We start from the raw sequence: 22,964 nt of genomic DNA, 5'->3' as shown, positions 1-22,964 counted from the left end.
CTCCTCACCGGCACGCCCTGAGAGCGCTCTCAGATCGCATCGTGATGTTCCCTCCCCCCATTCACCGGAACAACGAACGAAGGGCCGAACCCCATGAAACGCACGACAGCTCTGCGCGCGGTCCTGTCGGCACTCCTCGTCGTGGGTGCCACCGCAACGACCGGATCCGCCTCCGCCCCGAAGGACACCCCCGATGCGGTCCGAGCCCCGGCATCCGCAGGCATACTCGCCGCCATGCAACGCGACTTCGGCCTCACCGCCGCCGAGGCGAAGGCCAGGCTCGCCGCGGAGAAGGAGGCGACCGACGTCGAGAAGCGGGCCAGAGCGGCGGCGGGAGCCGACTACGCGGGCTCCTGGTTCACCCCGGAAACCGGACGCCTGACCGTCGCGGTCGCCGGCCGGAACAAGGCGGAAGAGGTACGCGCAACCGGCGCGACCGTACAACCGGTCGCCCGAAACGCCCAGCAACTCGAAACGAACATGCGACACCTCAACACCCTCAAAGCCCCCTCAGGCGTGACCAGTTGGCACGTAGACGCAAAGACCAACAAGGTCGTGGTGGAAGTCCAGACCGACCGCCAGAACGACAACGATGTCCAGCGCTTCCTCACGCAGGCGCGCAACGCCGGCCCCCTGACGGTCCGGGCCACCCCCCACCAACCGACGACCTTCGCCGCGGGTACGGTCGGCGGCGACCCGTACTACACCGGCAACGTCCGCTGCTCCATCGGCTTCTCCGTACACGGCGGATTCGTCACCGCCGGCCACTGCGGCGGCACGGGCCAGGCCGTCAACGGCTGGGACCGCTCGTACATCGGCAACTTCCAGGGCTCCTCGTTCCCCGGCAACGACTACGCCTGGGTCAACGTGGGCAGCGGCTGGTGGACCGTCCCCGTGGTCCTCGGCTGGGGCACCATCCCCGACCGCCTCGTCCGCGGCTCGGCCGAAGCCCCCGTCGGAGCGTCCATCTGCCGCTCCGGCTCCACCTCCCACTGGCACTGCGGAACCGTGCTCGCCAAGAACGAGACCGTCAACTACAGCCAGGGCGCCGTCCACCAGATGACGAAGACGAGCGCATGCGCCGAACCGGGCGACTCCGGCGGCTCGTTCATCAGCGGCGACCAGGCCCAGGGCGTCACCTCGGGCGGCTGGGGCAACTGCCGCAGCGGCGGCGAGACCTGGCACCAGCCGGTCAACGAGATCCTCAACCGCTACGGCCTTACCCTGCACACGGCCTGACCACGGGCCGAGCCGACGTGTCCGGTGCGGCGGCGGAGACATTCACCGAGGGGCTCGCCGAACTGATCGATGGCACGCTCGAAGCTGCGCTCCGTGCCCGTACGCGACCAGAACGGCATGACCACAGGCTGACGGACATCGCCCCGGCCCCGGTAGGGCTCGGCCCCGACCTCGTCGCGTCGCCGGAGTGCCGACGGCATCGGACATGGCACTCATCGCCCTCCGCGCAGCGGGCCGCCCCGACTTCACGCGATCACGGCAGCGGACGCACCTGTCCGCTGCCCCTGAAGTCGATTACGCGCTGCGCGGCGGCTGATTCCGCGCTGATACGGGCCCGACATATCGCCCGCATACCGTCGGCCACGTTGCTCGCACCACCGGAAGGCCCCCCCACCCATGCACCACTCCCACCGCCGAACTCTGCGCCGCGCCGCCCTCGCCACCACGGCTGTGGCCACCGGGGCGGCCCTGGTCATGTCCTGCGGAGGAACCAAGTCCGATACGGCCGACACCTTGTCCCCGCTCCGTACGACCGCCCCTACCGCCTCCGGGCCGGTGGCCGAGTTCACGTACGACCTCGGCGACAGCGCCTACGCGCCGCCCGGCCTGGACGGCGACCGTACCGAACTGAAAGCAGCCGTCACCGCACCCCGCAGCCTCGGCTCCGGGAAGCACCCCGTCGTGTTCATGCTGCACGGGCTGGCCGACGCCTGCGCCACCGGTGACAAGCCCCTGCGCCCCTCCGCCTGGCCGTGCGGCGACGGAGCCCGGCCCGTCGACAACCACCTCGGATACTCCTACCTCGCCCAGCCGCTGGCGGAGAAGGGGAACATCGTGGTGTCGATCTCCGCGAACGGCATCAACGCCCAGGAAACAAGCCAGAGTTCCGGCTACCAGGCACGCCGGGCACTGCTGGACAAGCACCTGACGCTGTGGCGGGACCTGGCGGCCGGCAAGGGCCCGCTCAAAGGGCTGAAGCAGTTCGCCGGCCATGCCGACATGAACCGGGTCGGCACCCTGGGCCACTCCCGCGGCGGAGGCGCCGTCCTCGCCCAGGCCCTGGACGACCACCACACCCCGGACGGCGTGACCCTGCGGGCGGTGGCAGCGCTGGCCCCGGCCATGAACGGCATCGACGAGACCAAGGACCGCCTGACCAAGGTCCCGGTCCTGTTCGCCGCCGGGACCTGCGACGCCCTGTGGGAGGAGAGCACGACGGTCCGGGCGATCACCGAGCGAAACAAGAACACCGAACTCCACAGCATCCCCGGCGCCAACCACAACTACTTCAACACCGTATGGACCCCCGGAACAGGACCGGCATTCGCCCGCGACGACGTAGCCATCGAGCACCGGAACCGCCCCGGCGGAAAGTGCAAGAGCGTCAACCACACAGGCAGTCCACACCAGTTGACACCCCCGCAGCAACGCAAGGAAGCGATCCGGTACGTCACCGAATTTTTCGCCAAACGGCTGCGCTGACCGCGCCAGGGCACCGGCACCGGCACCGACGCTACGGCCACGGAAGGGGCAGTGCGGGTGCCGCCCCGGGAATCCTCATCGCCCCTGGCGCAAGGTGTCCAGCGCCGCTTGGCTCTCCCCGTCCCCGGCGCGGTAGATGACCAGCCGCTGGTCCGGATCCTGAAGCGGCACGAGCACCTCGAAATCCACTGCGATCAAACCGACGTCGGGGTGGCGCAGAACCTTGCGCCCACGCCCGTTGACCTTGACGTCCCGCTCCCCCCAGAAGCGCGCGAACTCCGCGTCACGGGCGGTGAATTCAGCGATACGGTCGGCCAGTTCCCGGTCCTCGGGATGCGCGGCCCACGCAGTGCGCAGGTGGGCGATTCCTTCCCGTACGACGCGTTCACGGTCGACGTAGAAATCCCGCATCCCCGGGTGCATCAGGCACAACCACATCGCGTTGCGCTGCGAGGGCGGCAGCGCGTCGAAATCGAGGAGCAGCCCGGCTATTTCGGGGTTCCAGGCCACGATGTCGAAGCGGTGGTTCATCACCATGGCGGGCAACGGCGACAGGTCGGCGACCAGCCGGGCAAGCTGCGGGGACGCAGTGGTGGCGGGCTTACTGGCGTTGCGGGGGCGTTGCTGGGCCAGGTCGAAGAGGTACGTGCGTTCGTCGGGGGCCAGGCGCAGCGCTCGGGACAGTGCTTCCACCACGTCCGCCGAGGGCCGCAGCCCGCGGCCCTGTTCGAGTCGCACGATGTAGTCGGTGCTGACCGCGGCCAGTTCGGCGACCTCCTCGCGGCGCAGCCCCGGGGTCCGCCGGGCCTTCCGGTGGGTGGCCAGGCCGAAGCCGTCGGGGTCCAGGCGCTCGCGCCGAGCGCGCAGGAAAGCGGCCAGTTCTTGGGTGGTGTCCATGGCGCGAATCCTGTTCGTTCGACTTCGTTCGATGTCCGCACCAGGGTAGGACCGGCCTTCCCAGGAGGATCCTTCCCTTACTCCCGGCTCGCGACGGCCACAGGCTTGGGTCTCGGCAACGGATCACGAGCACAGGAGGACACGATGCCGCTCACCCTGGACACCTACCGGCTGCTGGGCCGCTCCGGACTGCGGGTCTCGCCGCTGGCACTGGGAGCGGCGACCTTCGGCACCGAATGGGGCTGGGGCGCCGAACCGGACGAGGCGCGCAAGCTGTTCGACGTGTACGTCGAGCGCGGAGGCAACTTCATCGACACCGCCAGCACCTACACCAACGGCAGCTCCGAGCGGCTGCTGGGCGAGTTCGCCCGGGACCGCCGCGAAAGCCTGGTTCTGGCGACGAAGTACTCGACGCTGCGTCGGCCCGGCGATCCGAACTCCGGCGGAAACCACCGCAAGGCACTGTTCGCGTCGGTGGAATCGAGTCTGCGCAGGCTGCACACGGACTATCTCGACCTGCTCTACCTGCACGTATGGGACGCCACGACTCCGGTCGAGGAGATCCTGCGCGGCCTGGACGATCTGGTCCGGCAGGGCAAGGTCCTGTACGTGGGGATCTGCAACGTCCCGGCCTGGCAGGTGTCGCGCATGCAGGCGATCGCCGATCTGCGCGGCTGGTCACCGCTCGTCGCGCTCCAGACCGAGTACAACCTGATCGAGCGCACCGGGGAACGCGACCTGATCCCCATGGCACGCGAGATGGGACTGGGAGTGGTCCCGTTCTCCCCACTGGCCGGCGGCATCCTCACCGGCAAGTACACCCGCGACGACCTGACCTCCCCGAGGGGCGGCGCCGACGGCACGCGCAAGGACTTCAACATCGCCAACGGCGCACTCACCGAACGCAACCTGACCATCGCGGACGCGGTGAAAGAGATCGCCGCGGAACAGAACAGAACCCCCGGCCAGATCGCCCTGGCCTGGCCCCTGCAGAACCCGGGCGTGACGGCCCCCGTCATCGGCGCCCGCACCCCCGCCCAACTGGAGGACAACCTGGGCGCCCTGGAAGTCGAATTCACCCCCTCCCAACTGACCCGCCTCGGACAGGCCGGCGCGATCGAACTGGGCTTCCCCCACGACTTCCTCGCCGGCGAAAGGGGCCGGATGCAGAACCGCGGAGACCTGAAGATCGACCCACGCCGCTGAGCCCCGACCGCATACCGAAGACCGCATACCAAGGACCGCCCCCCCAACACCGGCATCACCGACGAGACGAGTACGTACTCAAGCGCGGCGCGCCAGGATCGCCGTGAGGCCGTACTCGAAGCGCTCGTCGAAAGAGTCAGGCCCGAGGTGCGCCAGCACGCGGTGGAGGGCCGGCTGCGCGGCAGGGGAGACCGCGGCGGCGAGCCGCCCGTCGAGTTCCTGGCCGGCCGCGGCCTGTTCCTCCTGCGTCAGCCCGAGAGTGAAGTAGGTGAGGGTCCAGACGGTCCAGGCGGCCTCCCGTTCCGCCAGGCCGCCGTCCAGCAGCGCTGCGACGAGGGTGTCCGCGAAGCGCAGGGTGTGCGGTTCGGCGGTGTTCGTGCCTACGACGAGGGCGGCGCCGTCGCGATGCGCGAGGAGAGCGCGGCGGTAGCGACGGGCCAGTTCGCGGACCCGCTCCTCCCGGGGCTCCGGCAGGCCGTCGAGCGGGATTTCGCCGATCACCGCGTCCGCCATCAGCTCCAGCATCCCGGCCTTGGTCTTCACGTGCCACAGCACGGTGTTCATCCGTACGCCGAGGCGGTCGGCGACGGCCCGGGTCGACAGGGCGTCGAGCCCCTTCTCGTCCAGCAGTTCCAGCGCGGCACGGATCACCGCGCCGGGGTCCAGGCGGGCACCGCGGTCCTCGGGCGCTTGCTTCTTGGTCATTGACCTAGTCTACTGGGGCCCATCGGACTTGGTCAGTGACCAAGAGTCTTGGAAGGGTAACCATGGATCAGCACGTCGTCATCGCCGGAGGCGGCCCGGTCGGGCTCTGGCTCGCCGCGGAACTGCGCAGGGGCGGGGTCACCGCCACCGTCATCGAGGAACGCCGCGAGATCGACCAGCGCTCGAAGGCGCTCACCGTGCACCCCCGCACCATCGAGGTACTGGCCTCGCGCGGCGCCCAGCACGCCCTCCTCGACGAGGGCCTGCGCATCCCCGGCGGCCACTTCGCGATGCTCGACGACCGCCTCGACTTCACCGACCTGGACACCCCGTTCCCCTTCACCCTCGCCCTGCCGCAAGCCCGGACCGAGGCACTGCTGGAGGCCCAGGCAGACCGGCTCGGCGCACGGATCCTGCGCGGACACCGCGTCACCGGGTACACCGAGCGCTCGCACGGCGTGACCGTACGGGTGGAAGGCCCGGCCGGGCCGTACGACCTCCAGGCTGCCTACCTGGTCGGCTGCGACGGTTCCCGCAGTACGGTGCGTACGGCTGCCGGCATCGACTTCCCCGGCACCCCCGCCACCGTGCTCGGCTGGCTGGGCGACGTCACCCTCGACGACCCGCCACGCCCCGGCTTCAGCACCTTCGGGCCCGAGGGCGGACTGATGGCCGCACCCCTGCCGAACGGCCGGTACCGGATCGTCGGCGCCGACCCCGACAGCCTCACCACCGAATGGCCGGGCGACCTCACCCTGGACGAACTGCGCGCCAGGACCGTCGCCATCACCGGCACGGACTTCGGCATGCGCGACCCCGTATGGCTCTCCCGCTTCGGCAACGCCACCCGCCTGGCCGCCCGTTACCGCAACGGACGCGTCCTCCTCGCGGGCGACGCCGCCCACCAGCACTTCCCCGCGGGCGGCGTCGGCATGAACGTCGGCATCCAGGACGCACACAACCTCGGCTGGAAGCTCGCCGCGACCCTGACCGGCCGCGCCACCGACGACCTCCTCGACACCTACCACCTTGAGCGCCACCCGGTCGGCCGCCAGCTCACCGGGAACAGCCGCGCCCAGACCGCCCTGATGACCGCCTTCACGCCCGAGAACCTCGCCCTGCGCTCCCTCCTCAGCACGATGATCGCCGACCGCCCCGAGTTCAACCGCGAGCTCGCCGAACGCCTCACCGGCCTCGCCGTCAACTACCCACAGGCCGACCCGGGCGCGCACCCCCTCACCGGAACGCGCGCCCCGGACCTGACCTTCACCGGCACAGGCAACGGTTTGTTCACCCTCCTACGCGCCGACGCCCACCTCCTGCTCCTCCTGACCCCCGACCTCACGACCACCCCCACGCCGGGCCCCGGACTCACCGTCCACACCGCGACCCTCCACCGCCCCCCGGCACAATGGGCGCAGGTGAGCGCGGCGCTGATCCGACCCGACGGGCACGTGGCCTGGGCGACGAGCACCCAGGACGCCGACGAGGGGACCGCAGCCGCGCTCCGAGCACTGACCGCAAGCGGCTTGGCGGCGGCCTTTCCCACCGTGCCTTGACGGTCAGGCCTTCGCCCGCGTGGCGAGCCATCCCGCCATCGCCCGCACCCCGATGCCGATGGCCTTGGTGTCGGGGTCGAAGGCCCCGTAGTGCGGGACCCCCTCGGTGATGTCGGTGCCCGGCCGCCGTACGCCGAGGAAGGAGTACGTGCCCGGGATCCGGTCCAGGAACAGCGCGTAGTCCTCGCCGTTGAACGGGAAGGCGGCGTGCATCACGGTCACCCCGCCCGCGCCCAGAACACGGCGCAGGTGCCGCCCCAGTGCGAGTGCGTCACGCTCCGGGCAGACCATGGCGGGGAAGGGCGCCCGGTCGAAGTCGACCACCACACCCGCGTACTTCCTGACCAGCCCCCGAATCGCCTCGCGCACCTCGACGTACCGCTCCTCGGGCCAGCAGCGGTACGACACCGAGACGGTGACCTGCCCCGTGTCCTTGTCCTTCGCCGCCCCGGCGAAGACGGTCACGAACCTGGCCAGCGGCCCGTTCTTGACCTGTACGTCAGCGACCATCTTCTCCAGACCGGCGGATGTCTCCGGGGGCGCGACGGTGCCCAGCCCCGTGATCTCGGCGGCGAGCCGCTCGGCCCGCGCGAGCGCGTCGGCGCCGTTCACCTCGATGACGGTCCCGTCCTGCCCGGGCAGCCCACTGCCGGGCGTCACGGCGAACTGCCCCACGGGGAAGGGCCCGCAGTGCAGGGCATGGATCTCCTCGGGCGCGTAATCCCGCAGCACACCGGCATCGATCATCGCGCGCGCCCCCTGAAGGGTCTCCTCTCCCGGCTGGAAGAAGAACACGACGGTCCCGCTGAGACGGTGCCGCAACCGCGCGAGGGTCTGCGCGACACCGACACCGACTGCGGTGTGGATGTCATGCCCACAGGCATGGGCGGGCTGGGCGGCCTCGGGAAGAATCCCTTCCCCCGGCACGGCGTCCATATCGGCACGGTAGGCGACGGTACGCCCGGGCCGCGCGCCCTTCAGCACACCGACGACGCCGAAACCACCGACCCCGGTGGTCACTTCGAGCCCGGCGGCGCGCAGCAGATGCGCGACGATCCGGGACGTGGCCACCTCACCCTCGGAGGTCTCGCTCTTCGCCGTCTCCGGATAGGCGTGCAGATCGCGCCGCAACTCCACGAGGCCGGCCTCGACACGCCGCACAACGGCGTCGATCGCACCCTGATCAAGGGGCCCGCTCCGACCCACCCCCTCAGCGGCGGCGGCCCCGGCGGCCCCAGCGGGCACCAGAACCCCGACACCGGCCGCAGCCGAACCCCCAAGCAGGGCACGGCGGTTGAGAACGGGCTTGTTCGGACGGGTCATTCTTCCCCCCAGGGCAGTAATCCAAGGGCACAGCGAAACCACCGGCCCACGCAACGCTCGGAGCAGTCAATCAACAACAGCCTCCCCCAAGCCCAACTACCCCCACAAATAAGAGAATTGAGGAACCGACGCAACACGGAACCCTCGATTCACCGGGACTTGAGGGTCTGGCCCGGACGGATCAGGGCGAAGTGGGAGTGACGCAGACTGGACGGCATGACGACACCCGCAGAGCTGCTCCGCGACTTCGCCCGCACCCGGGCTTCCCTCGACGGCGAGGAGGTCACCTACTGGTGGTCCGGTGACGTGTACTCCTGGGCCCCCGACGAGCCCTACCAGCGCCTCTTCGGCTTCGAGGGGCTCAACGTATCCCGCCTCGTAGAAGACCCCGCCAACGGCCCCGACGCCTACCAACTCCTCACCCGCGAGGCCGCGTTCTACCTGGACCCGGTCAGCCGGGAGATCCTGGACACCTGGCAGGACCTGCCGGTCGTACACATCTGGAACGACCCCGCGAACCAGAAGTGGCGCCCCTTCCCCATCCCCACGACCGAGCTCGGCGACCAGATCTGCTTCAGCCTTGAGATCCCGCTCGCCTACCCCTCGCCGCTGCCGGTCGCCGACTACCCGCTCGCCTCGGCCGGCGACACGTACAAGGCCCTGGAACTCTTCCAGTTCTTCGCCGCCCGCACCGACCTGGCGGGCGACGCGCCCAGCGTCCCGGCCACCATGTCGTGGAGCCGCATGTCGCCGTGGCTCCCCTGGATGGGCCGAGGGCAGCGTCCCGGCGGTCTCACCTACCACTGCCGGGGCCGCAAGCTCACCTCTTACGCGGAGGTCCCCGAACGCACCCGTGCGTACATCGCCGAACACCACCCGGAGTACGCCCACGCGCCGGAGAAGTGGAGCGAGCCCAACGAGACCAGCTGGACCTACTGGCGCAAACTCCACCCTGTCAGGAGTGCGTGAGTGCGTGAGTGCGGATATGCGGGTGCCCCGCGAAGACATGTCTTCGCGGGGCACCCGCATGCCACCTCATCCCCGTGCGTGTGAGCGGCTGTTCACACGCACGTCCCTCTTGTTGCCAGCCGCACCGCCAGCCCGGGGGCCTGGCCCCGGAGGGGGTGGGTCAGTGGTTGTTGGCGCCGTTGCCGGAGAGGATCGGGAAGTCCTCCAGGATGTGCGAGAGCGGCTCGTCGCCCTTGGCCTGGGTGGAGTTCTCGACGCACTGCTGGTTCTGCGGGGCGGACAGGATCGGGATGTCCTGGACACCGACCGGCACCAGGCCCGCGAGGGAGGTCAGGTTGGCCTTGGCCGGCAGGCCGACACAGGGCTTGTTCAGCGAGCCCTGGACCAGGGACATCTGCGGGCTCATGTCACCGGCGGTCTCGGCGTTGCCGTAGTGCTGCTCCGCACCGTTGCCGCTCATCGACGTCGTGCCGTCGTCGTCCGCGAGGGCCATGGCCTGCGGAGCGGCGATGACGCCCAGGCTCATCGCGGCGGCGGCAACTGCGGACGAGACCATCATCTTGTTACGCATGGAGAAGACCTTCTCGAGTTCGGGAGGCAATGGCTGCTTACGAGCGGCATAACCATTCCCCGGCATGTTTGGTTGCTGCCGTTCACCCGTATGGCATAAAAGCTGCACAGCCGCCGTGCTCGGCCTTATTTCCGGCCGATCCGTTCGTCATTTAATAGCCGCCCCTCGCGGTGTCGGATGCTCCCATCCGAGTGAATGGAGATAACCAAACCCGTCGGAAGGCGTTTTGCAGGGAGCTCCAGCACGGGGTACTCCATGGGAAAGTAAGGATTCAGAGATGAAGAAGATCATGGCGACGGCCATGCTCGCAGCGGCCACGCTCAGCATGGGCGCCCCGCAGGCCCTGGCCATCGGGGACGACCACGGCACCACCTCCAAGAGCGGCAACAACGCGGAGCAGCACTACGGCAACGCCAAGACCGCCGGTGACATGAGCCCGCAGATGTCCCTGGTCCAGGGCTCGCTCAACAAGCCCTGCATCGGCCTGCCGGCCAAGGCCAACGTCACGTCGCTCATCGGTGTCGTCCCGGTCGGTGTCCAGGACATTCCGATCCTGTCCGCGCCGCAGAACCAGCAGTGCGTCGAGAACTCCACCCAGGCCAAGGGTGACGAGCCGCTCTCGCACATCCTCAGCGACTTCCCGGTCCTCTCGGGCAACGGTCACCACAACGGCTGACCCCTTCGTGTGTGTGCAGCCCGCAAAGGGCTGCACGCACCGTGTCTCTTCCGCACAGCGTTGTGCCCCCCAGGCCTGTCGGTCTGGGGGGCACAATCCGTATTACGGAGGGGAAGTGAGCACCCCGTGGCAGGCCCGGTGAGAATCCCCTGAATGCCTTGGGCGTCTTCCGCGCAAGCCGACACGTGATCCGCAGCAAGCAGCGGGACGGAGGCCGTCCGCCAGCGCGACGCCCAGCTCAACCCCGAGGCGCTCAAGGCCCCGCGGGCCCTTCCGTTCGCGAACTGTGCCTCAATGCGCCATCAGGGGGAACCTGGAATGAACGGAGGATTCTGCTCTCAGAGCGATGCCACGCATGTGCGAGGATCCCTCGAAACATCCCAACTTCTCAGGAGATGCACCACTATGAACGCTGCCAAGAAGGCTGCCTTCGTACTCGCCACCGCTGGTCTCGCTGCTGGCGCCGCCGCCGGCACCGCCGCCGCCGACAGTGAGGCTGAGTCCGCCGCGACTCACTCACCGGGTGTCGTCTCCGGCAACACGGCCCAGGTCCCGGTGCACGTCCCGGTGAACGTCGCGGGCAACACCGTCAACGGGGGCGGCCTGCTCAACCCGGCGTTCGGCAACGACGCCACCAACAGCTGACCCCGGCTCTCGCCAAACGGGTAGGGCCCCACAGGTCTGCTGTGGGGCCCCAACTATGTGCCGAACCTAGCGGGCAACCACCGCTCAGAGCAGCCCGATACCCAGGCCGAGGCCCAGCCCCACACCTACACCGGTGTAGTGCGGGTACCAGTACGGGCCGTCGGCACAGTAGACATGCCCGTGGTGACTCCAGCAGCGGTCCACCGCAGCAGGCTTGACCGCAGGCGCCTTGTCCGCCGCCGAAGCCGCTCCCGCCAGGGGAAGAAGAGCAGTGGCCGCCAGGGCCGCCGTCACTACGGTCTTTCCAATGATCTTGCGCATGTGCACTCCCAGAGAGGGGGATTGAGACGCAGGGAGGCATACCGTCGCTCACCTGTTCCCTCCCGGAGGGCCCGTCACGTCACACCAGTGGAGCGTCCGATTACTCCGGATGCCCCACCGCCGGCGCAATCACTTCAGGGGAAGCCCACCGAGCATCGACCCCGCACCCTTGCCGCCCACCGCGTCCTCGACCAGCGCCACCGGCTCCGTGTCCTTGACCTCGGTCACCGTCTTGGCCGCTTTCTTCGCCTCGTCGACCAGCGGCAGCGGGGCGTCCAGCGAGGCGGTGTGCGTGTTGTACGCGTCAACCAGCTGCGCGACACCCGAGTTGAGGCTCATCGACGGGCTGGTCGGCACGGTGTTCTGCGCAACAGCCGCCGAGGAACCCGCGGCGACGGCGACCAGCGAGAGGGCCAGAACAGAAGTTGCCTTGGTGTGCTTCATGAAGATTTCCTCATTCTCTATGGGACTGCTCTACGGCTGGTGGAACCTGACGCCGCGGGATCCTGCTCGCAGCGCCTACGCGATGACTAACGCGGACCCAGGAGCCAGAGAAACTGAATTCATGCACAATCACCCGGACTTCACTCGCATGCCGGAAACGCCACGCAAGAGAAAAGTGGGGCAGGCCTGATGCCTGCCCCACTCGAACAGCGTGTACGGCTCGCCGACGTCAGCGCTGGGCGGCGCGTCCGCGACGGGTCATCAGGATGCCACCAGCGAGGAGCGCCGCACTCAGAGCAGCGGCACCACCGAGCTCGCCCGCACCCGTGTGCGCCAGGGTCGGCTTACCACCGGGCTTGCCGGGACCCATCGGCTTACCGGGCTGCGGCTTCCCCGGGGTGTTCGGGGGCTCGTCCGCAACCGGCGGCTGGTCGGCCGGGGGCTCGTTCGCCGGGGGCTCATCTGCGGGCGGCTCGTCGGCGGGCGGCTCATCCGCCGGGGGCTCGTCGGCGGGCGGCTCATCCGCCGGGGGCTCATCGGCCGGAGGCTCGTCCGCCGGGGGCTCGTCGGCGGGCGGCTCATCCGCCGGGGGCTCGTCGGCCGGCGGCTCATCTGCCGGGGGCTCGTCCGCCGGGGGCTCGTCGGCGGGCGGCTCGTCGGCCGGGGGCTCATCGGCCGGCGGCTCGTCGGCGGGCGGCTCGTCCGCCGGGGGCTCATCGGCCGGGGGCTCGTCCGCCGGCGGCTCATCCGTCGGAGGAGTCACGGTGGAGCCGTTGGCGCACTTGTTGCCGAAGGCCGGGTTGAGCGCGGCCACCACATTCACAGTGTTGCCACAGGCGTTGACCGGCACGTGCACGGGGACCTGCACGTTGTTGCCCGAGGCGACACCGGGCGACCCGGTGACCTTCGACGTGGCCGTGGCACCGTTGCTCTTGCCGGGCACACCCGGCTTACCCGCTGACCCGTTGGCGCACTTGTTGCCGAAGGCCGGGTTCAGCAGGCCGATCACGTTGACCGTGTTGCCGCAGAAGTTCACGGGCACGTGCACCGGAACCTGAGCGCTGTTGCCGGAGACGACCCCCGGCGAGTTCGAGACCGTGCTGTCGCCCACCGCGTCGGCGTGGGCGTAGCCCCCGGTCATGGAAAGCACACCTGAGACGGCTGCAGTTACCAGCACGCTCTTACTCAATACCTGTCGCACTACGCCGTTCCCTGTCTTTCATGCTTGCGGGGCAAGCCGGTTGCTCACCCACACATGAGGAAGCGTTGATTGGCCAGCCCCCGAACACACGGCATGTATTCAGGGGCTGGCCAGTTCCGAACACTCAAGGGTTCGGATAAGGATTTACTTGTTCACGCAGGTGTTGCCGAAGGCCGGGTTCAGCAGGCCGATCACGCTGACCGTGTTACCGCAGAGGTTCACGGGCACGTGCACCGGAACCTGGACGACGTTTCCGGAGAGAACGCCGGGGGAGTTGGAGGCCGCGGCGTCAGCGCCCGCGTCCGCCATGGCCGGGGAGGCCGCACCCAGGGCCATCAGCGAGCCGGCGAGAACTGCAGCAACCTTCATGGACTTCATTTTTGTGACCTTTCCTTCAACGACGCAGTGACAGTCACGTATTTCGTGCTGTACGGGACCATGAGGGAATCCCGTGGCGTCGCCGTCGATATCCGTAACGATCCGGAGTCAATAAGGAAACTCGCTCAATTCCACGAGTTTTTGCGGTCACCCGAAAGGCCCTACGAGGAAAGCTGCGAAGAAGGGACTCACAGAGGGAAAGCACGCCACTGCCGCACACCGCCGCCAACGCTTCGCTCGTCCCAGCGCAGGGTGACCACCGCCCGCAGCCACCGCCGTGCCGGGTCAGCCGCCGAGCGGGAGTCCGCCCAGAAGCCCGGCGGGAGCAGACGCGGTGGGCGACGAGCCCTTGGTGAGCCCTCCCACGACGGGGAGCCCACCGAGCAGATCACCGGCCGGATCCGCAGCAGCGGGACGCGGCTTCGGCGCCGCCTCGGGAGCGGCGGCCTGAGCCGAGCCGGCAGCAGCCAGCGCAGAACCCGAGACAAGAACGGCGAGAGCGGCTGCGGATGCCTTGTGATGACGCATTGACTTCTCCTGTGTGCAGTTCGGCTGGTCGCAGTCGCAACGAGCCGCGCCGCCCAGAAGTCACGCGCCCGCCCTCTCCGTACTCGTCGGCGCATCCTCCAGCCCGGCCCCCAACCGGCCACGTGCCGATGCCCGCGGCCCGATCCGCAGAAACGTCACCACGCTGCTCAACTCACCACCTCCACAGCCGAGTCGATAGGGTGATCTACAGCGATTTTTCGTCTCCAAACAGTCTCCATGGACGTTCTCCAGAGGTGAAACGACAGACACCGCTCGGTAACTGTCGCCCCGAAGCCACCCCACGGACAGGACCCCCCATGAAGTACACCCAGGCCACCGCAGCCCTCGCCGGAACACTCGTAGCCCTTGGGTCCGCCACTCCGGCACTCGCCCACCACGAGACCAGCCACGGCATGCCCCAGAACGCCCAGGTGAGCGAAGCGCAGACCCAGATCGACAAAGTGCAGGCCGGTCAGGTGCAGCAGCTGACGGACGTCGCCACCCCGCAGAAGCTCCTGGCCGACCTCAAGTCCAACGTGGACGAAATGCAACTCAGGGAAGAGGCCGCCGCACGCCGCGTGCACCCCGGCGGCCCCAACGCGGTGCCTGCCCCGGGAGCCTTGCTGGGAGGACTCACCGCCGGCGGCGGCCCGATCGGAGTTCCGCTCGACTCCCTGGCCTGACCACCGCCCGTCCCCGATCCCGAGTCGTGTTCTGTCGGTGTGAATTGTGGAGATCGTTAGCTGGGGCAGGAGGAGCAGCAACGTTTCGGCTGTCTTTTCGTTCACCACAAGTACGACCGCTGGCCCGTTCCCCTGGCGTTCGTACGCGGAAGGGGGCCCCGAAATCCATTGCGGCCCCCTTCCGCGGGAACCACCCCCGAAATTCCTGCGCTCTGTGGTGGACCACCCGCCGGGCGTGCTTCCCGATCGTGCCGGTCACCCGCGCTCCGAGGTCGAATGCGCGGGAGTTGACCCTCCCCCTACGTCAGGCTTGAGGCTGTGTACTGACGAAAGGGCAGGTGGATGAGCTATTCCGTGGGGCAGGTCTCGGCCTTCGCCGGGGTGACGGTGCGGACACTGCATCACTACGACAAGGCGGGGCTGCTCTCGCCCAGTGACCGCAGCCACGCCGGATACCGGCTCTACAGTGACGCTGACCTGGTCCGTCTCCAGCAGATCCTCTTCTACCGTGAGCTCGGCTTCCCTCTCGACGAGATCACCGCGATCTTCAAGGATCCGCAGGTGAACCCCTTGGAGCGGCTGAGGGCCCGGCAGCGGCAGCTGAGTGAGGAGATCGCCCGGCTGGCGCGGCTGGCCGAGGTGGCGGAACGGGCGATGGAGGTCCAGAAGACCGGGGTGTCCCTGACTCCTCAGGAACGCTTCGAGGCCTTCGGCGAGATCACCTTCGACCTGAGCTATGCGACCGAGGCAGAACTGAAGTGGGCGCACTCGGACGGACAGCGCGAGGCGATGGCGCGCGCTGCTGCTCACACCAAAGAGGACTGGCGTCAGCTCATGAGCGAGGCCGCCTCCTGGCGCGCGGAGCTGCTCGCGGCCTTCGACGAGGGGGAGCCGGCCGACGGCGGGCGGGCCATGGACCTCGCCGAGGAGCACCGCTTGCACATCTCGCGATGGTTCACCTCCTGCCCACCCGACATGCACGGCCGCATCGCGGACGACTTCGTCGCCGACCCGCGCGCATTCGCTCTGGTCGTACCGCCGTCGCAGCAGCGACCGGGCCTGGCCGCCTATACGCGCAAGGCGGTTCACGCCAACGCGGCCCGCCACGCTGGTGGCCGTGCCGATGGTGAGGAGGACCAATGAGAATCCTGATTGCCGCAGCCGGATCGCGCGGCGACATCGCGCCCTACACGGGTCTGGGCGCCGAACTGTGCCGGGCCGGATACGACGTCACCCTCGCCACCACAGACACCTTCGCACCGCTCGTACGCGACGCAGGGCTGGAATTCCGTAGCCTCCCCGCCGACACACGAGTGCGGGGCAGCGTCACCGGCAAACGTGAACTCATGCGCACCGCCGCCGAGTTCATCACCGAACTGGGGCAGGGCTTCGCCGACGTGATGGACGATGGCACGGACCTGCTTCTGCTGTCGACCACCACGGCTCCGCTCGGCTGGCACCTCACCGAGGCCACGGGCACACCGAGTCTCGGCGTGTACCTCCAACCCACCGCAGCGACCGGCGACTTCCCGCCGGTCGTCACGGGCTCCCGCTCACTGGGCCGTCTCGCCAACCGAGCCACGGGACGCTTCGCACTGCGCATGGCCGACCGCGTTTACGAACAGGCTGTCGCAAAGCTGCGCCGCCGCCTCCAGCTGCCCCCGGCCTCGCCTTCCGAGATGCGCCGACGACAGGAACAGCGAAATTGGCCCATCCTGCACGGCTTCAGCACGGCCCTGGTGCCCCGTCCCTCCGACTGGCGCCCCGGCCTGGAGGTCGTGGGCAACTGGTGGCCCCATCATGAGGCGACCGAACGGCTGCCTACTGAGCTTGAGGACTTCCTGCGTGCCGGACCCCCGCCCGTCCTCATCGGCTTCGGAAGCATGGCGGCCGGTGACGGGGAGCGGCTGAGCGAGATCGCTGTGCAAGCCCTGCGCCGCGTCGGGCTGCGCGGCGTCCTCCAAGCGGGCAGCGCCGGGCTCGCCGCCGACGGGGACGACGTGCTCACCATCGGGGACGTACCGCACGCCTTGCTGTTTCCACGGCTGGCTGCGGTGGTCCACCATGGCGGGGCCGGCACCTCGGCCGCCGCACTGCGTGCCGGAGTACCCGCGGTCACCGTACCGGTGACTGCGGACCAGCCGTTCTGGGCGGGACGCCTTGCCGCCATCGGCGCCGCCACCGACCCGATCCCCTTCGGATCCCTCACCGCCGAACGGCTGGCCGACTCACTTCACCAAGCAGTGAACCAGCAGGCACACAGCCGAGCCGCCGCACATGCGGCGCAACATCTACTGACGGAGAACGCAGCAGGTCAGACACTCAAGACCATCCAGCGACTGACCGATGGATAGCGCCAAGCCGTTCCCCCTCCCCGGTGGTCTAAGCAAGAGCGGCTGCCACCTTGGTGCGGTAGATCCGGTCCTTGTCCATGCACATCTCCTCTTGAGCCGCCCCCGGCCCGGGCGGCGAGAAGTGCACATCAACTGGCACAGGTGTCTGCATGAACAGCGCGTTCAACCGCTGATGCCCTCGCCTTGGCGGGTTTCTTCGTGGTGTTCTTCCTTATGCGGGTGGCCCTGGGCAGGCTGTAGCTCTCCATGATTTGTGCTGCGAGTGTTCGAGGCATCGGGGAGGAGTGGACCATGGACGTATCGAACGAGGTCGATGACAGCGTCGTCTTCGGCACCGTCCTCCAGGGCGGCGAGATCAGCGTGCGCTTGCCCGCGAAAATCACTCCGGCGCTTTCTGGGCTGCCCAGTGCCTCTGTCGCCTTTGCGGGTCGGCATGCCCACATAGACTCGCTGGTAAGGCAGTTGGCGCCCGCAGGGAGTCCGCATCAGAGCGTGCCGGTGGCCGTGTCCGGTATGGCGGGAGTCGGCAAGACCGAGCTGGTGCTCCAGGCCGCCGACCGGGTCCTGAAGAAGCCGGGCTGGTTTCCCGGCGGGGTGCTGTTCGTCGACATGTTCGGTTACGACTCCGACCGCCGGCTCACCCCCGCACACGCTCTGGCGGGCCTGCTCCGCTCCTTGGGTATGCCCGCGGAGAACATCCCCGATGACCTGCCCGGCCGCTCCCGCCTCTTCCGCAGCGTCCTGGCAGCCTTCGCCGAACGGGACCGGCGCGTTCTGGTGGTCGTCGACAACGTGTCCGACTCCGAACAGCTCGGCCCGCTGCTTCCCACCGACGGCCGTACGGCAGCCTTGGTCACCTCCCGCCACACCCTGGGAGTGGAAGCCCGCCTCCACGACCTCGGCGTCCTCGGCACGGAGGCTTCCGTGGAGGTGTTGCGCAGTGCTCTCGACCTGGCGAGAGGCAGCGCGGACACCCGAGTGGCCGACGCCCCTGACGAAGCCGCCTCGATCGCCGAGTTGTGCGCCGGCCTGCCGTTGGCCCTGCGCATCGCAGCCTCCCTGCTCGCCGATTCACCCCGACGTCCGCTCGCCTCCCTGCGCCGGTCGCTCTCGGACGTGCACCACCGCCTGGACCAGCTGGAGCGCGAGGATCGAGCCGTAGGGGCTGCCCTCGACCTGTCGTATCAACAACTGGACGCGATCCAGGCCAGGTTGTTACGTCTCTTCGCGCTCAACCCGGGCCCGGACCTGTCCACCGCTGCGGCCGCCCATGTGATCGGTGAAGCAGAGATCCGTGCCGGGCAGCGCTTACAGGCGCTCGCCCGTGCGCACCTTGTCGAACACGGCGCCGTCTGGGGGCGTTGGCGGGTGCACGACCTGGTGCGGCTCTACGCCGGGCAGCGTGCAGGGGCAGAGCCCACGATGGCCGAGGACACCAGGAAGCTCCTTCAGTACTACGTGCAGCGCACGACAGCAGCCGGCAGTTACGTCGTGAACCGGCAGGACCTGACGCCCCACGGCTTCGAGGACCGGCCCGGGGCGTTCGCCTGGCTGGAGGCCGAGAAGGTCAACCTGCTCGCCGCGGTATCTCTCGCGGGCACGACGGGAAACATGGACCTGGCCCGGGACCTGGCCATGGCGCTGACGGAGTTCCTGGCAATGACCCTCCACCAGGAGGAACGGCGCGCCACCGCCGAACTGGCCCTGCGGGCCGCACAGGCTCTGGACGACGCGCATGGAACCGCTTATGCCCACGTCGAACTCTGTGACTCCCTTCGCGCGGTGGGCGACCTGGAGGGAGCCATCGATGCCGGGCGCACGGCCACGCAGCTCTTCCGCGCGCTTCGCGACCAGCCGGGCGAAGGCCAGGCAGCGCGCGCCCTCGCTGCCGCCCTGGGCGATGACGGTCAGCTGGAAGAAGCACTGCGCATGGCCGAAGAAGCAGTACGACTGCTGCGGCTGGGACCCGACCGGCACCGCATGGCAGTGGCCCTGATGGACTACGGCGTGGGGCTCGACCGTGCCGAACGGTACAACGAAGCCATCCCCGTCCTGGAGGAGGCATTGGCAGTTCTCTCCCAGACGAGTCCCAGCGTGGCAGCCCTGGCTATGCAGAACCACGCTGGGGCCCTGTACGGCGCCGGCCGGTGTGCGGAGGCTGTCGCTCGGTTCGAGGAGGCCGTGACATGTGCGCGCGCAGCGGGGGACGGGCATTGGGAGACCGCACTTGCGGCACAGGCATCGCATCGGCTCGGCGTTTTCCTTTGGCGCGAGTGGGGTGACAACGAGCGTCGTCGGGGCAGTTTCTGCCTGCGGCGAGCCGCCGACCTCTACCTCAAGGCAAACGACGAGGCCCTCGCGGCCAGGCTCTACACGAGTACGGGAAGAGATCTGATCCACTACGCCGTGGACGACACAGATCTGACGGAGGCCGCAGAGGCGCTCGCCTCAGCGATCGAACTCCATCGCCGCAGAGCTGTGAGCGAGAGAGACGATGCCAGAGCTGCACTCGCCGAACTCCTGATGACGTACGGAATTCCGCTCGCCCGGCTGGGCCGCACCGAGGAGGCCTCGCAGAGTCTTTCGGAGGCCCTGGAGATCCTTCAGCGTCGGGGTGATCCGACTTGAAGAGCGGTTTGCCCTGGCGAGGATGTTTGGTAACTGGCGCGGTACCAGCCGCTCCTTCCACCGGCTGTGCCCCGACCGGGCCCCGAGCTCTAGGCAAGGGCCCGCCGCACGGCCGGAGGGCAAGATCTTGTCCTTACGACGGTGACCCTCCAGGGGGAGCGCCGAGGTAACGACGTGGTCCGCGAGAGAGGGCGGGGGCGTCTTCTGGTGCGAGTGCGAGGTGACAGCATGGCCGCATGGATGCAGTGGGACTGGGCGAGTTCGTTGTACGCCGCGTGAGTGAGTCTGAGGCGGACGCATTGATCGCCATCGACGCGGTCGCGATCGACGGTGACGACGAGCGGCAGGCGAGCATCCGAAGGTGGTGCCAGCAGGGACTGGCGGTCGTAGCGGAAGATGCGTCTGGCCCGCTCGGCTACTGCGTGGTCGAGTACACATTCTTCGAACAGGGCTTTGTCACGATGCTGATGGTGGCGCCGCCCGCCCGTGGCAGTGGCGTTGGCCATCGGTTGCTGGGAGCCGTGGCCGCCTCGTGCACGACCCCGAAGCTGTTCACCTCGACCAACGTCTCCAATCAACCGATGCAGCGGCTGCTCCAACGAGCCGGGTGGAGCCCGGTCGGCCTGCTTCACGGGCTGGACGAGGGCGACCCTGAGCTGTTCTACATCTGCCGCCGGCAGATCGGAGCGACACGCCCGTGACCTGAAACGGACCACACGGGTTCATCGGATGTGTGGTCTTGCGAGAGGCCGGTGCCGGGCCGAAGCACGAGCTGGTCTTCGTCGATCGCGTGCTGGCCACTCTGGTTCATCTGCGTACGGGACCGCCGCACGTCGCGCTCGCCGCACTTGGCCACGCCGGAGGGGCCCCGCTCCACCGTGCTGCCAGCGCGTACCAGGTGCGGACGGCCACCAGTTGCTCCAGGACCATCAGCGACAACGGGTGCGCGAGCAGCTCGCGCCGCCCATACTTCGCGGCCGCCGATTGCGGCCCGTACTCCGCGAACAGGCACACCATCCGTTCCGCGTACTGGCTCATAAGCGGCCTCAAATCGGAATCAACAGCGTCGACTCGCTGGCGGCGCAGTCATCACGCCGTCCTCCGTTGTCAGACCTCGGGCTTAGCATCCGCTCGTGAACCTCGAATCCCGTCTGCCTCATGGCATAACCCTGCCGTCCGGCCGCATGATCACCTCGGACAACGGCGACGGCGGCGTGCAGCCTCTGTGGCTGAGCGATGCCCCGGTCTCGATTGCCCTGTGGTCACAGCTGCGAGCCGCCCACTCCACCTCAGGGCTCTGGCCGCTCCTGCTCGACGCCCTGGATCCGCAGGATGCGGACTTCCGCCCCTGGGGCTGTGGCGAACTGTGGCCCGAGCGCATGTCCCGCCCGGCGGACCACGACCCCATGGCCCTCCTCGCGCGCTGGTGGCGGAACTACACCGCCACCGAGGAAGACGACGATCAGCTCACCGCCGACGAACGCCTCGCCGTCACCGCTCCCTTCGGCCCGACCTGGCCAGGACCCGCACCCGCACCCGAGCCCTCGACGAACGCCGATGAGATCGCCGAGCAGTACGCGCGCGGCTTCCTGGACCAAAACCCTTACGCACGACTCGGACTTGCCGCAGCAGCCCGCGGCGCCGACGCCCTCGCCACCGTCGGCTGGATGGGACCCGCCAACTACGACAACGACACCGCCGCCTTTGCCGCCGTCGTCCGCAGCTGGGAAGAGCGCTTCGGCGCCCGCGTCATCGGCGTCGGGTTCAGCACCCTCCACCTCAGCATCGCCACACCACCAGCCCGGACCGACGACGCCCTGGCCGTGGCCGCCGAACACTTCGCCTTCTGCCCCGACAACATCTGGCAGGGAGCACACCCGGGCCTGGCCTCCTACGCCGCGGAGCTCATCGGCCTCAACTGCTGGGAGTTCTGGTGGGACTGAGCGTGAGCTTGAGTTTTGACCTCAGACGACTCTTGCTCGCCTCGTTTCCACGGTGTCCGCCGCCGATCCCGCCCAGCTCAGGCAGATGACAGGGAACCGAGGCGTGGTCGCGCTGGAGCGAGGAGCCGATCGAAGGTCAAGACCCGTGCTGGGAGCCGTCAGACGAAGAAGGCGTTCATTCCGGGCACGTCGGAGAGATAGGTCTCGATGCCCGCGATCTTTCCGTCGCGGAGCCGGCAGACCGTGGCCAGGTACTCGTCCAGCACGGCGTCCTCCCGGTGTGCGGTGTTGTGCAGGGAGAGAGCCATGTTCTCCCTGCCGACCAGGAGATGCAGCAGCTCGAAGTTGAGGCCGTACGAGGCGATCAGCTGAGCGCACTCCGCCACCGCGTCGGCGGTCCACCCGCACACCGCTCCAGGCTGTATCAAGCAACGTTCGCCCCGTTCCGGTGAGGGAGTTGTCACCTGGTAGCGTCCCCCTCTTCGGCCAGGGCAGCCTGCTGGAGTCTTGACGGGATGCACGGTGACTTCTCCGGATGGCGATGTCCTTGCCGCGGCGGTGGCAAGGGTCGCGAAGACCTTCAGCGGTATGACCGCTCAACCGGACGAGAGCGGCTGCGGCCGTTGCTTCGAGGTGGGTGAGGTCGAGCTGCTGCGGACGCCTGGTGTCCCGCTCCCGGCGGACCTTGTCCGTCGGGTCGCACAGAAGGATCCCTTCCACTGGGATGACCAGCCCGCGATCATTCGGCGGGTTCTGCCGCAACTCGTTGCGGTGCTCGCTGAGGGCGCGGACGAGGCCGATCTCATGGCCCGCGGACTGGCCGCGGCAGGGTGGTCGCAGTGGCCTGGCGAGCAGGCCGGGGCAGTGGCCGGCTTCCTGGAGGCGTGGTGGACGCAGACCCTGCGGTCGGAGTCGCCGCCCGTCTCTGCCTGCGCGGTGTTCGAGAGCTGTGTGACTGCGAGTTCCTCGGTCTCCCCGTGGCTCGCCCTGTGGGAGGCGGCTACGAACCCGGTTGCCCGCCGTCACCTGGCTGACAGTGCCGGTTGGTGGAGGGAGGAGCTGATCTCCGACTACTCGCCCTTCACCTGGTGGTGGGGAACCGAGGCGGAGGAGCAAGCCGCCTGGTCCGAGGTGAAGACATGGCTGGCCGGTCAGGCCCGTGCAGCCGTCGTGCCAGAAGGGTGATGTGGCACTAGGGCGTGTATCGAAAGC

At 68.7% G+C, this 22,964-nt stretch carries 26 protein-coding genes; 14 read left to right on the top strand and 12 right to left on the bottom strand.

What is annotated here, in order from left to right; all coding sequences use genetic code 11:
- Nucleotides 1-93: 93 nt before the first annotated feature.
- Both ACZ5PB_RS19715 and ACZ5PB_RS19710 read left to right on the top strand, forming a co-directional pair.
- Nucleotides 94-1,239: a S1 family peptidase gene (locus ACZ5PB_RS19715; protein WP_468692777.1), complete on the top strand. Its 1,146-nt coding sequence runs from the start codon at nt 94-96 to the stop codon at nt 1,237-1,239.
- A 396-nt stretch (nt 1,240-1,635) separates the two neighbouring features.
- The gene (locus tag ACZ5PB_RS19710) at nt 1,636-2,721 is read left to right on the top strand and encodes an alpha/beta hydrolase (protein ID WP_468692776.1); all 1,086 of its coding nucleotides are present in this window, start codon (nt 1,636-1,638) and stop codon (nt 2,719-2,721) included.
- Between the two features lie 75 nt (nt 2,722-2,796).
- Here ACZ5PB_RS19710 and ACZ5PB_RS19705 read toward each other — a convergent pair whose 3' ends face one another.
- A complete protein-coding gene (locus ACZ5PB_RS19705) occupies nt 2,797-3,618 on the bottom strand; it encodes a helix-turn-helix domain-containing protein (RefSeq protein WP_468692774.1) in 822 nt (273 codons plus the stop codon).
- Between the two features lie 144 nt (nt 3,619-3,762).
- On the opposite strand from ACZ5PB_RS19705, the gene ACZ5PB_RS19700 reads away from it, so the two are divergent.
- A complete protein-coding gene (locus tag ACZ5PB_RS19700) occupies nt 3,763-4,824 on the top strand; it encodes an aldo/keto reductase (protein WP_468692772.1) in 1,062 nt (353 codons plus the stop codon).
- A gap of 78 nt (nt 4,825-4,902) precedes the next feature.
- Here ACZ5PB_RS19700 and ACZ5PB_RS19695 read toward each other — a convergent pair whose 3' ends face one another.
- Complete coding sequence (locus tag ACZ5PB_RS19695; RefSeq protein WP_468692770.1) at nt 4,903-5,529, bottom strand: TetR/AcrR family transcriptional regulator C-terminal domain-containing protein; 627 nt, start codon at nt 5,527-5,529, stop codon at nt 4,903-4,905.
- A gap of 62 nt (nt 5,530-5,591) precedes the next feature.
- Here ACZ5PB_RS19695 and ACZ5PB_RS19690 point away from each other — a divergent pair, with 62 nt between their 5' ends.
- Complete coding sequence (locus ACZ5PB_RS19690) at nt 5,592-7,088, top strand: FAD-dependent monooxygenase (RefSeq protein WP_468692768.1); 1,497 nt, start codon at nt 5,592-5,594, stop codon at nt 7,086-7,088.
- Between the two features lie 3 nt (nt 7,089-7,091).
- Here the strand turns inward: ACZ5PB_RS19690 and ACZ5PB_RS19685 are convergent, their stop codons facing one another.
- A complete protein-coding gene (locus ACZ5PB_RS19685) occupies nt 7,092-8,249 on the bottom strand; it encodes a M20 metallopeptidase family protein (protein WP_468692767.1) in 1,158 nt (385 codons plus the stop codon).
- Between the two features lie 378 nt (nt 8,250-8,627).
- Between ACZ5PB_RS19685 and ACZ5PB_RS19680 the strand changes: the two genes are divergently transcribed.
- Nucleotides 8,628-9,380, top strand: a complete 753-nt coding sequence (locus ACZ5PB_RS19680; RefSeq protein ID WP_468692766.1) for a DUF1838 family protein — start codon at nt 8,628-8,630, stop codon at nt 9,378-9,380.
- A 160-nt stretch (nt 9,381-9,540) separates the two neighbouring features.
- Here the strand turns inward: ACZ5PB_RS19680 and ACZ5PB_RS19675 are convergent, their stop codons facing one another.
- Nucleotides 9,541-9,951, bottom strand: coding sequence for a rodlin (locus ACZ5PB_RS19675; protein WP_468692765.1), 411 nt, complete (start codon nt 9,949-9,951; stop codon nt 9,541-9,543).
- Between the two features lie 277 nt (nt 9,952-10,228).
- Between ACZ5PB_RS19675 and ACZ5PB_RS19670 the strand changes: the two genes are divergently transcribed.
- Nucleotides 10,229-10,627: a rodlin gene (locus tag ACZ5PB_RS19670; protein ID WP_468692763.1), complete on the top strand. Its 399-nt coding sequence runs from the start codon at nt 10,229-10,231 to the stop codon at nt 10,625-10,627.
- A gap of 405 nt (nt 10,628-11,032) precedes the next feature.
- Nucleotides 11,033-11,272 (top strand): chaplin, encoded by a 240-nt coding sequence (locus ACZ5PB_RS19665; RefSeq protein WP_468692761.1) that lies wholly within the window; start codon nt 11,033-11,035, stop codon nt 11,270-11,272.
- 84 nt (nt 11,273-11,356) lie between these two features.
- Here the strand turns inward: ACZ5PB_RS19665 and ACZ5PB_RS19660 are convergent, their stop codons facing one another.
- The 5 genes from ACZ5PB_RS19660 to ACZ5PB_RS19640 form a co-directional block, all read right to left on the bottom strand.
- A complete protein-coding gene (locus ACZ5PB_RS19660; RefSeq protein ID WP_468692759.1) occupies nt 11,357-11,593 on the bottom strand; it encodes a hypothetical protein in 237 nt (78 codons plus the stop codon).
- Nucleotides 11,594-11,722: 129 nt separating this feature from the next.
- On the bottom strand, nt 11,723-12,037 hold the full coding sequence (locus tag ACZ5PB_RS19655) for a hypothetical protein (RefSeq protein ID WP_468692758.1): 315 nt from the start codon (nt 12,035-12,037) through the stop codon (nt 11,723-11,725).
- Nucleotides 12,038-12,266: 229 nt separating this feature from the next.
- A complete protein-coding gene (locus ACZ5PB_RS19650; RefSeq protein ID WP_468692757.1) occupies nt 12,267-13,214 on the bottom strand; it encodes a chaplin in 948 nt (315 codons plus the stop codon).
- Nucleotides 13,215-13,382: 168 nt separating this feature from the next.
- Nucleotides 13,383-13,616, bottom strand: a complete 234-nt coding sequence (locus tag ACZ5PB_RS19645) for a chaplin (protein ID WP_468692756.1) — start codon at nt 13,614-13,616, stop codon at nt 13,383-13,385.
- Nucleotides 13,617-13,901: 285 nt separating this feature from the next.
- Nucleotides 13,902-14,144 carry a hypothetical protein gene (locus tag ACZ5PB_RS19640; RefSeq protein WP_468692755.1) on the bottom strand — a complete coding sequence of 81 codons (243 nt, stop codon included), beginning with the start codon at nt 14,142-14,144 and terminating at the stop codon, nt 13,902-13,904.
- A gap of 317 nt (nt 14,145-14,461) precedes the next feature.
- Between ACZ5PB_RS19640 and ACZ5PB_RS19635 the strand changes: the two genes are divergently transcribed.
- The 3 genes from ACZ5PB_RS19635 to ACZ5PB_RS19625 all read left to right on the top strand — a co-directional run bounded on the left by ACZ5PB_RS19635 (nt 14,462) and on the right by ACZ5PB_RS19625 (nt 17,181).
- The gene (locus tag ACZ5PB_RS19635) at nt 14,462-14,827 is read left to right on the top strand and encodes a hypothetical protein (protein WP_468692753.1); all 366 of its coding nucleotides are present in this window, start codon (nt 14,462-14,464) and stop codon (nt 14,825-14,827) included.
- Nucleotides 14,828-15,169: 342 nt separating this feature from the next.
- Nucleotides 15,170-15,970, top strand: a complete 801-nt coding sequence (locus ACZ5PB_RS19630; RefSeq protein WP_468692752.1) for a MerR family transcriptional regulator — start codon at nt 15,170-15,172, stop codon at nt 15,968-15,970.
- Complete coding sequence (locus ACZ5PB_RS19625) at nt 15,967-17,181, top strand: glycosyltransferase (protein ID WP_468692750.1); 1,215 nt, start codon at nt 15,967-15,969, stop codon at nt 17,179-17,181. Before ACZ5PB_RS19630 ends, ACZ5PB_RS19625 begins: the two co-directional genes overlap by 4 nt.
- 28 nt (nt 17,182-17,209) lie before the next feature.
- On the opposite strand, the gene ACZ5PB_RS19620 is transcribed toward ACZ5PB_RS19625, so the two are convergent.
- Nucleotides 17,210-17,332, bottom strand: coding sequence for a hypothetical protein (locus ACZ5PB_RS19620; RefSeq protein ID WP_468692749.1), 123 nt, complete (start codon nt 17,330-17,332; stop codon nt 17,210-17,212).
- Between the two features lie 140 nt (nt 17,333-17,472).
- On the opposite strand from ACZ5PB_RS19620, the gene ACZ5PB_RS19615 reads away from it, so the two are divergent.
- Nucleotides 17,473-19,809 (top strand): ATP-binding protein, encoded by a 2,337-nt coding sequence (locus tag ACZ5PB_RS19615; protein WP_468692747.1) that lies wholly within the window; start codon nt 17,473-17,475, stop codon nt 19,807-19,809.
- 236 nt (nt 19,810-20,045) lie between these two features.
- The gene (locus tag ACZ5PB_RS19610) at nt 20,046-20,510 is read left to right on the top strand and encodes a GNAT family N-acetyltransferase (RefSeq protein WP_468692745.1); all 465 of its coding nucleotides are present in this window, start codon (nt 20,046-20,048) and stop codon (nt 20,508-20,510) included.
- 106 nt (nt 20,511-20,616) lie between these two features.
- Here the strand turns inward: ACZ5PB_RS19610 and ACZ5PB_RS19605 are convergent, their stop codons facing one another.
- Nucleotides 20,617-20,847, bottom strand: coding sequence for a hypothetical protein (locus tag ACZ5PB_RS19605; RefSeq protein WP_468692743.1), 231 nt, complete (start codon nt 20,845-20,847; stop codon nt 20,617-20,619).
- Between the two features lie 95 nt (nt 20,848-20,942).
- Between ACZ5PB_RS19605 and ACZ5PB_RS19600 the strand changes: the two genes are divergently transcribed.
- A complete protein-coding gene (locus ACZ5PB_RS19600; protein ID WP_468692740.1) occupies nt 20,943-21,752 on the top strand; it encodes a DUF4253 domain-containing protein in 810 nt (269 codons plus the stop codon).
- Nucleotides 21,753-21,910: 158 nt separating this feature from the next.
- On the opposite strand, the gene ACZ5PB_RS19595 is transcribed toward ACZ5PB_RS19600, so the two are convergent.
- Nucleotides 21,911-22,162, bottom strand: coding sequence for a hypothetical protein (locus ACZ5PB_RS19595; protein WP_468692739.1), 252 nt, complete (start codon nt 22,160-22,162; stop codon nt 21,911-21,913).
- Nucleotides 22,163-22,340: 178 nt separating this feature from the next.
- On the opposite strand from ACZ5PB_RS19595, the gene ACZ5PB_RS19590 reads away from it, so the two are divergent.
- The gene (locus ACZ5PB_RS19590) at nt 22,341-22,937 is read left to right on the top strand and encodes a hypothetical protein (RefSeq protein ID WP_468692738.1); all 597 of its coding nucleotides are present in this window, start codon (nt 22,341-22,343) and stop codon (nt 22,935-22,937) included.
- Nucleotides 22,938-22,964: the final 27 nt, after the last annotated feature.

It is taken from the genome of Streptomyces sp. NPDC032721, from assembly GCF_055579625.1.
The sequence above is the reverse complement of the archived record's forward strand: the minus strand, read 5'-3'. Positions and strand labels throughout refer to the sequence as shown.

Coding starts and splice junctions, on each gene's coding strand:
- ACZ5PB_RS19710 (WP_468692776.1), top strand. CDS start 1,636: ATGCACCACTCCCACCGCCGAACTCTGCGCCGCGCCGCCCTCGCCACC.
- ACZ5PB_RS19665 (WP_468692761.1), top strand. CDS start 11,033: ATGAACGCTGCCAAGAAGGCTGCCTTCGTACTCGCCACCGCTGGTCTC.
- ACZ5PB_RS19675 (WP_468692765.1), bottom strand. CDS start 9,951: ATGCGTAACAAGATGATGGTCTCGTCCGCAGTTGCCGCCGCCGCGATG.
- ACZ5PB_RS19635 (WP_468692753.1), top strand. CDS start 14,462: ATGAAGTACACCCAGGCCACCGCAGCCCTCGCCGGAACACTCGTAGCC.
- ACZ5PB_RS19690 (WP_468692768.1), top strand. CDS start 5,592: ATGGATCAGCACGTCGTCATCGCCGGAGGCGGCCCGGTCGGGCTCTGG.
- ACZ5PB_RS19700 (WP_468692772.1), top strand. CDS start 3,763: ATGCCGCTCACCCTGGACACCTACCGGCTGCTGGGCCGCTCCGGACTG.
- ACZ5PB_RS19630 (WP_468692752.1), top strand. CDS start 15,170: ATGAGCTATTCCGTGGGGCAGGTCTCGGCCTTCGCCGGGGTGACGGTG.
- ACZ5PB_RS19620 (WP_468692749.1), bottom strand. CDS start 17,332: ATGCAGACACCTGTGCCAGTTGATGTGCACTTCTCGCCGCCCGGGCCG.
- ACZ5PB_RS19640 (WP_468692755.1), bottom strand. CDS start 14,144: ATGCGTCATCACAAGGCATCCGCAGCCGCTCTCGCCGTTCTTGTCTCG.
- ACZ5PB_RS19605 (WP_468692743.1), bottom strand. CDS start 20,847: ATGAGCCAGTACGCGGAACGGATGGTGTGCCTGTTCGCGGAGTACGGG.
- ACZ5PB_RS19655 (WP_468692758.1), bottom strand. CDS start 12,037: ATGAAGCACACCAAGGCAACTTCTGTTCTGGCCCTCTCGCTGGTCGCC.
- ACZ5PB_RS19705 (WP_468692774.1), bottom strand. CDS start 3,618: ATGGACACCACCCAAGAACTGGCCGCTTTCCTGCGCGCTCGGCGCGAG.
- ACZ5PB_RS19645 (WP_468692756.1), bottom strand. CDS start 13,616: ATGAAGTCCATGAAGGTTGCTGCAGTTCTCGCCGGCTCGCTGATGGCC.
- ACZ5PB_RS19610 (WP_468692745.1), top strand. CDS start 20,046: ATGGATGCAGTGGGACTGGGCGAGTTCGTTGTACGCCGCGTGAGTGAG.
- ACZ5PB_RS19615 (WP_468692747.1), top strand. CDS start 17,473: ATGGACGTATCGAACGAGGTCGATGACAGCGTCGTCTTCGGCACCGTC.
- ACZ5PB_RS19680 (WP_468692766.1), top strand. CDS start 8,628: ATGACGACACCCGCAGAGCTGCTCCGCGACTTCGCCCGCACCCGGGCT.
- ACZ5PB_RS19695 (WP_468692770.1), bottom strand. CDS start 5,529: ATGACCAAGAAGCAAGCGCCCGAGGACCGCGGTGCCCGCCTGGACCCC.
- ACZ5PB_RS19670 (WP_468692763.1), top strand. CDS start 10,229: ATGAAGAAGATCATGGCGACGGCCATGCTCGCAGCGGCCACGCTCAGC.
- ACZ5PB_RS19660 (WP_468692759.1), bottom strand. CDS start 11,593: ATGCGCAAGATCATTGGAAAGACCGTAGTGACGGCGGCCCTGGCGGCC.
- ACZ5PB_RS19590 (WP_468692738.1), top strand. CDS start 22,341: ATGACCGCTCAACCGGACGAGAGCGGCTGCGGCCGTTGCTTCGAGGTG.
- ACZ5PB_RS19625 (WP_468692750.1), top strand. CDS start 15,967: ATGAGAATCCTGATTGCCGCAGCCGGATCGCGCGGCGACATCGCGCCC.
- ACZ5PB_RS19715 (WP_468692777.1), top strand. CDS start 94: ATGAAACGCACGACAGCTCTGCGCGCGGTCCTGTCGGCACTCCTCGTC.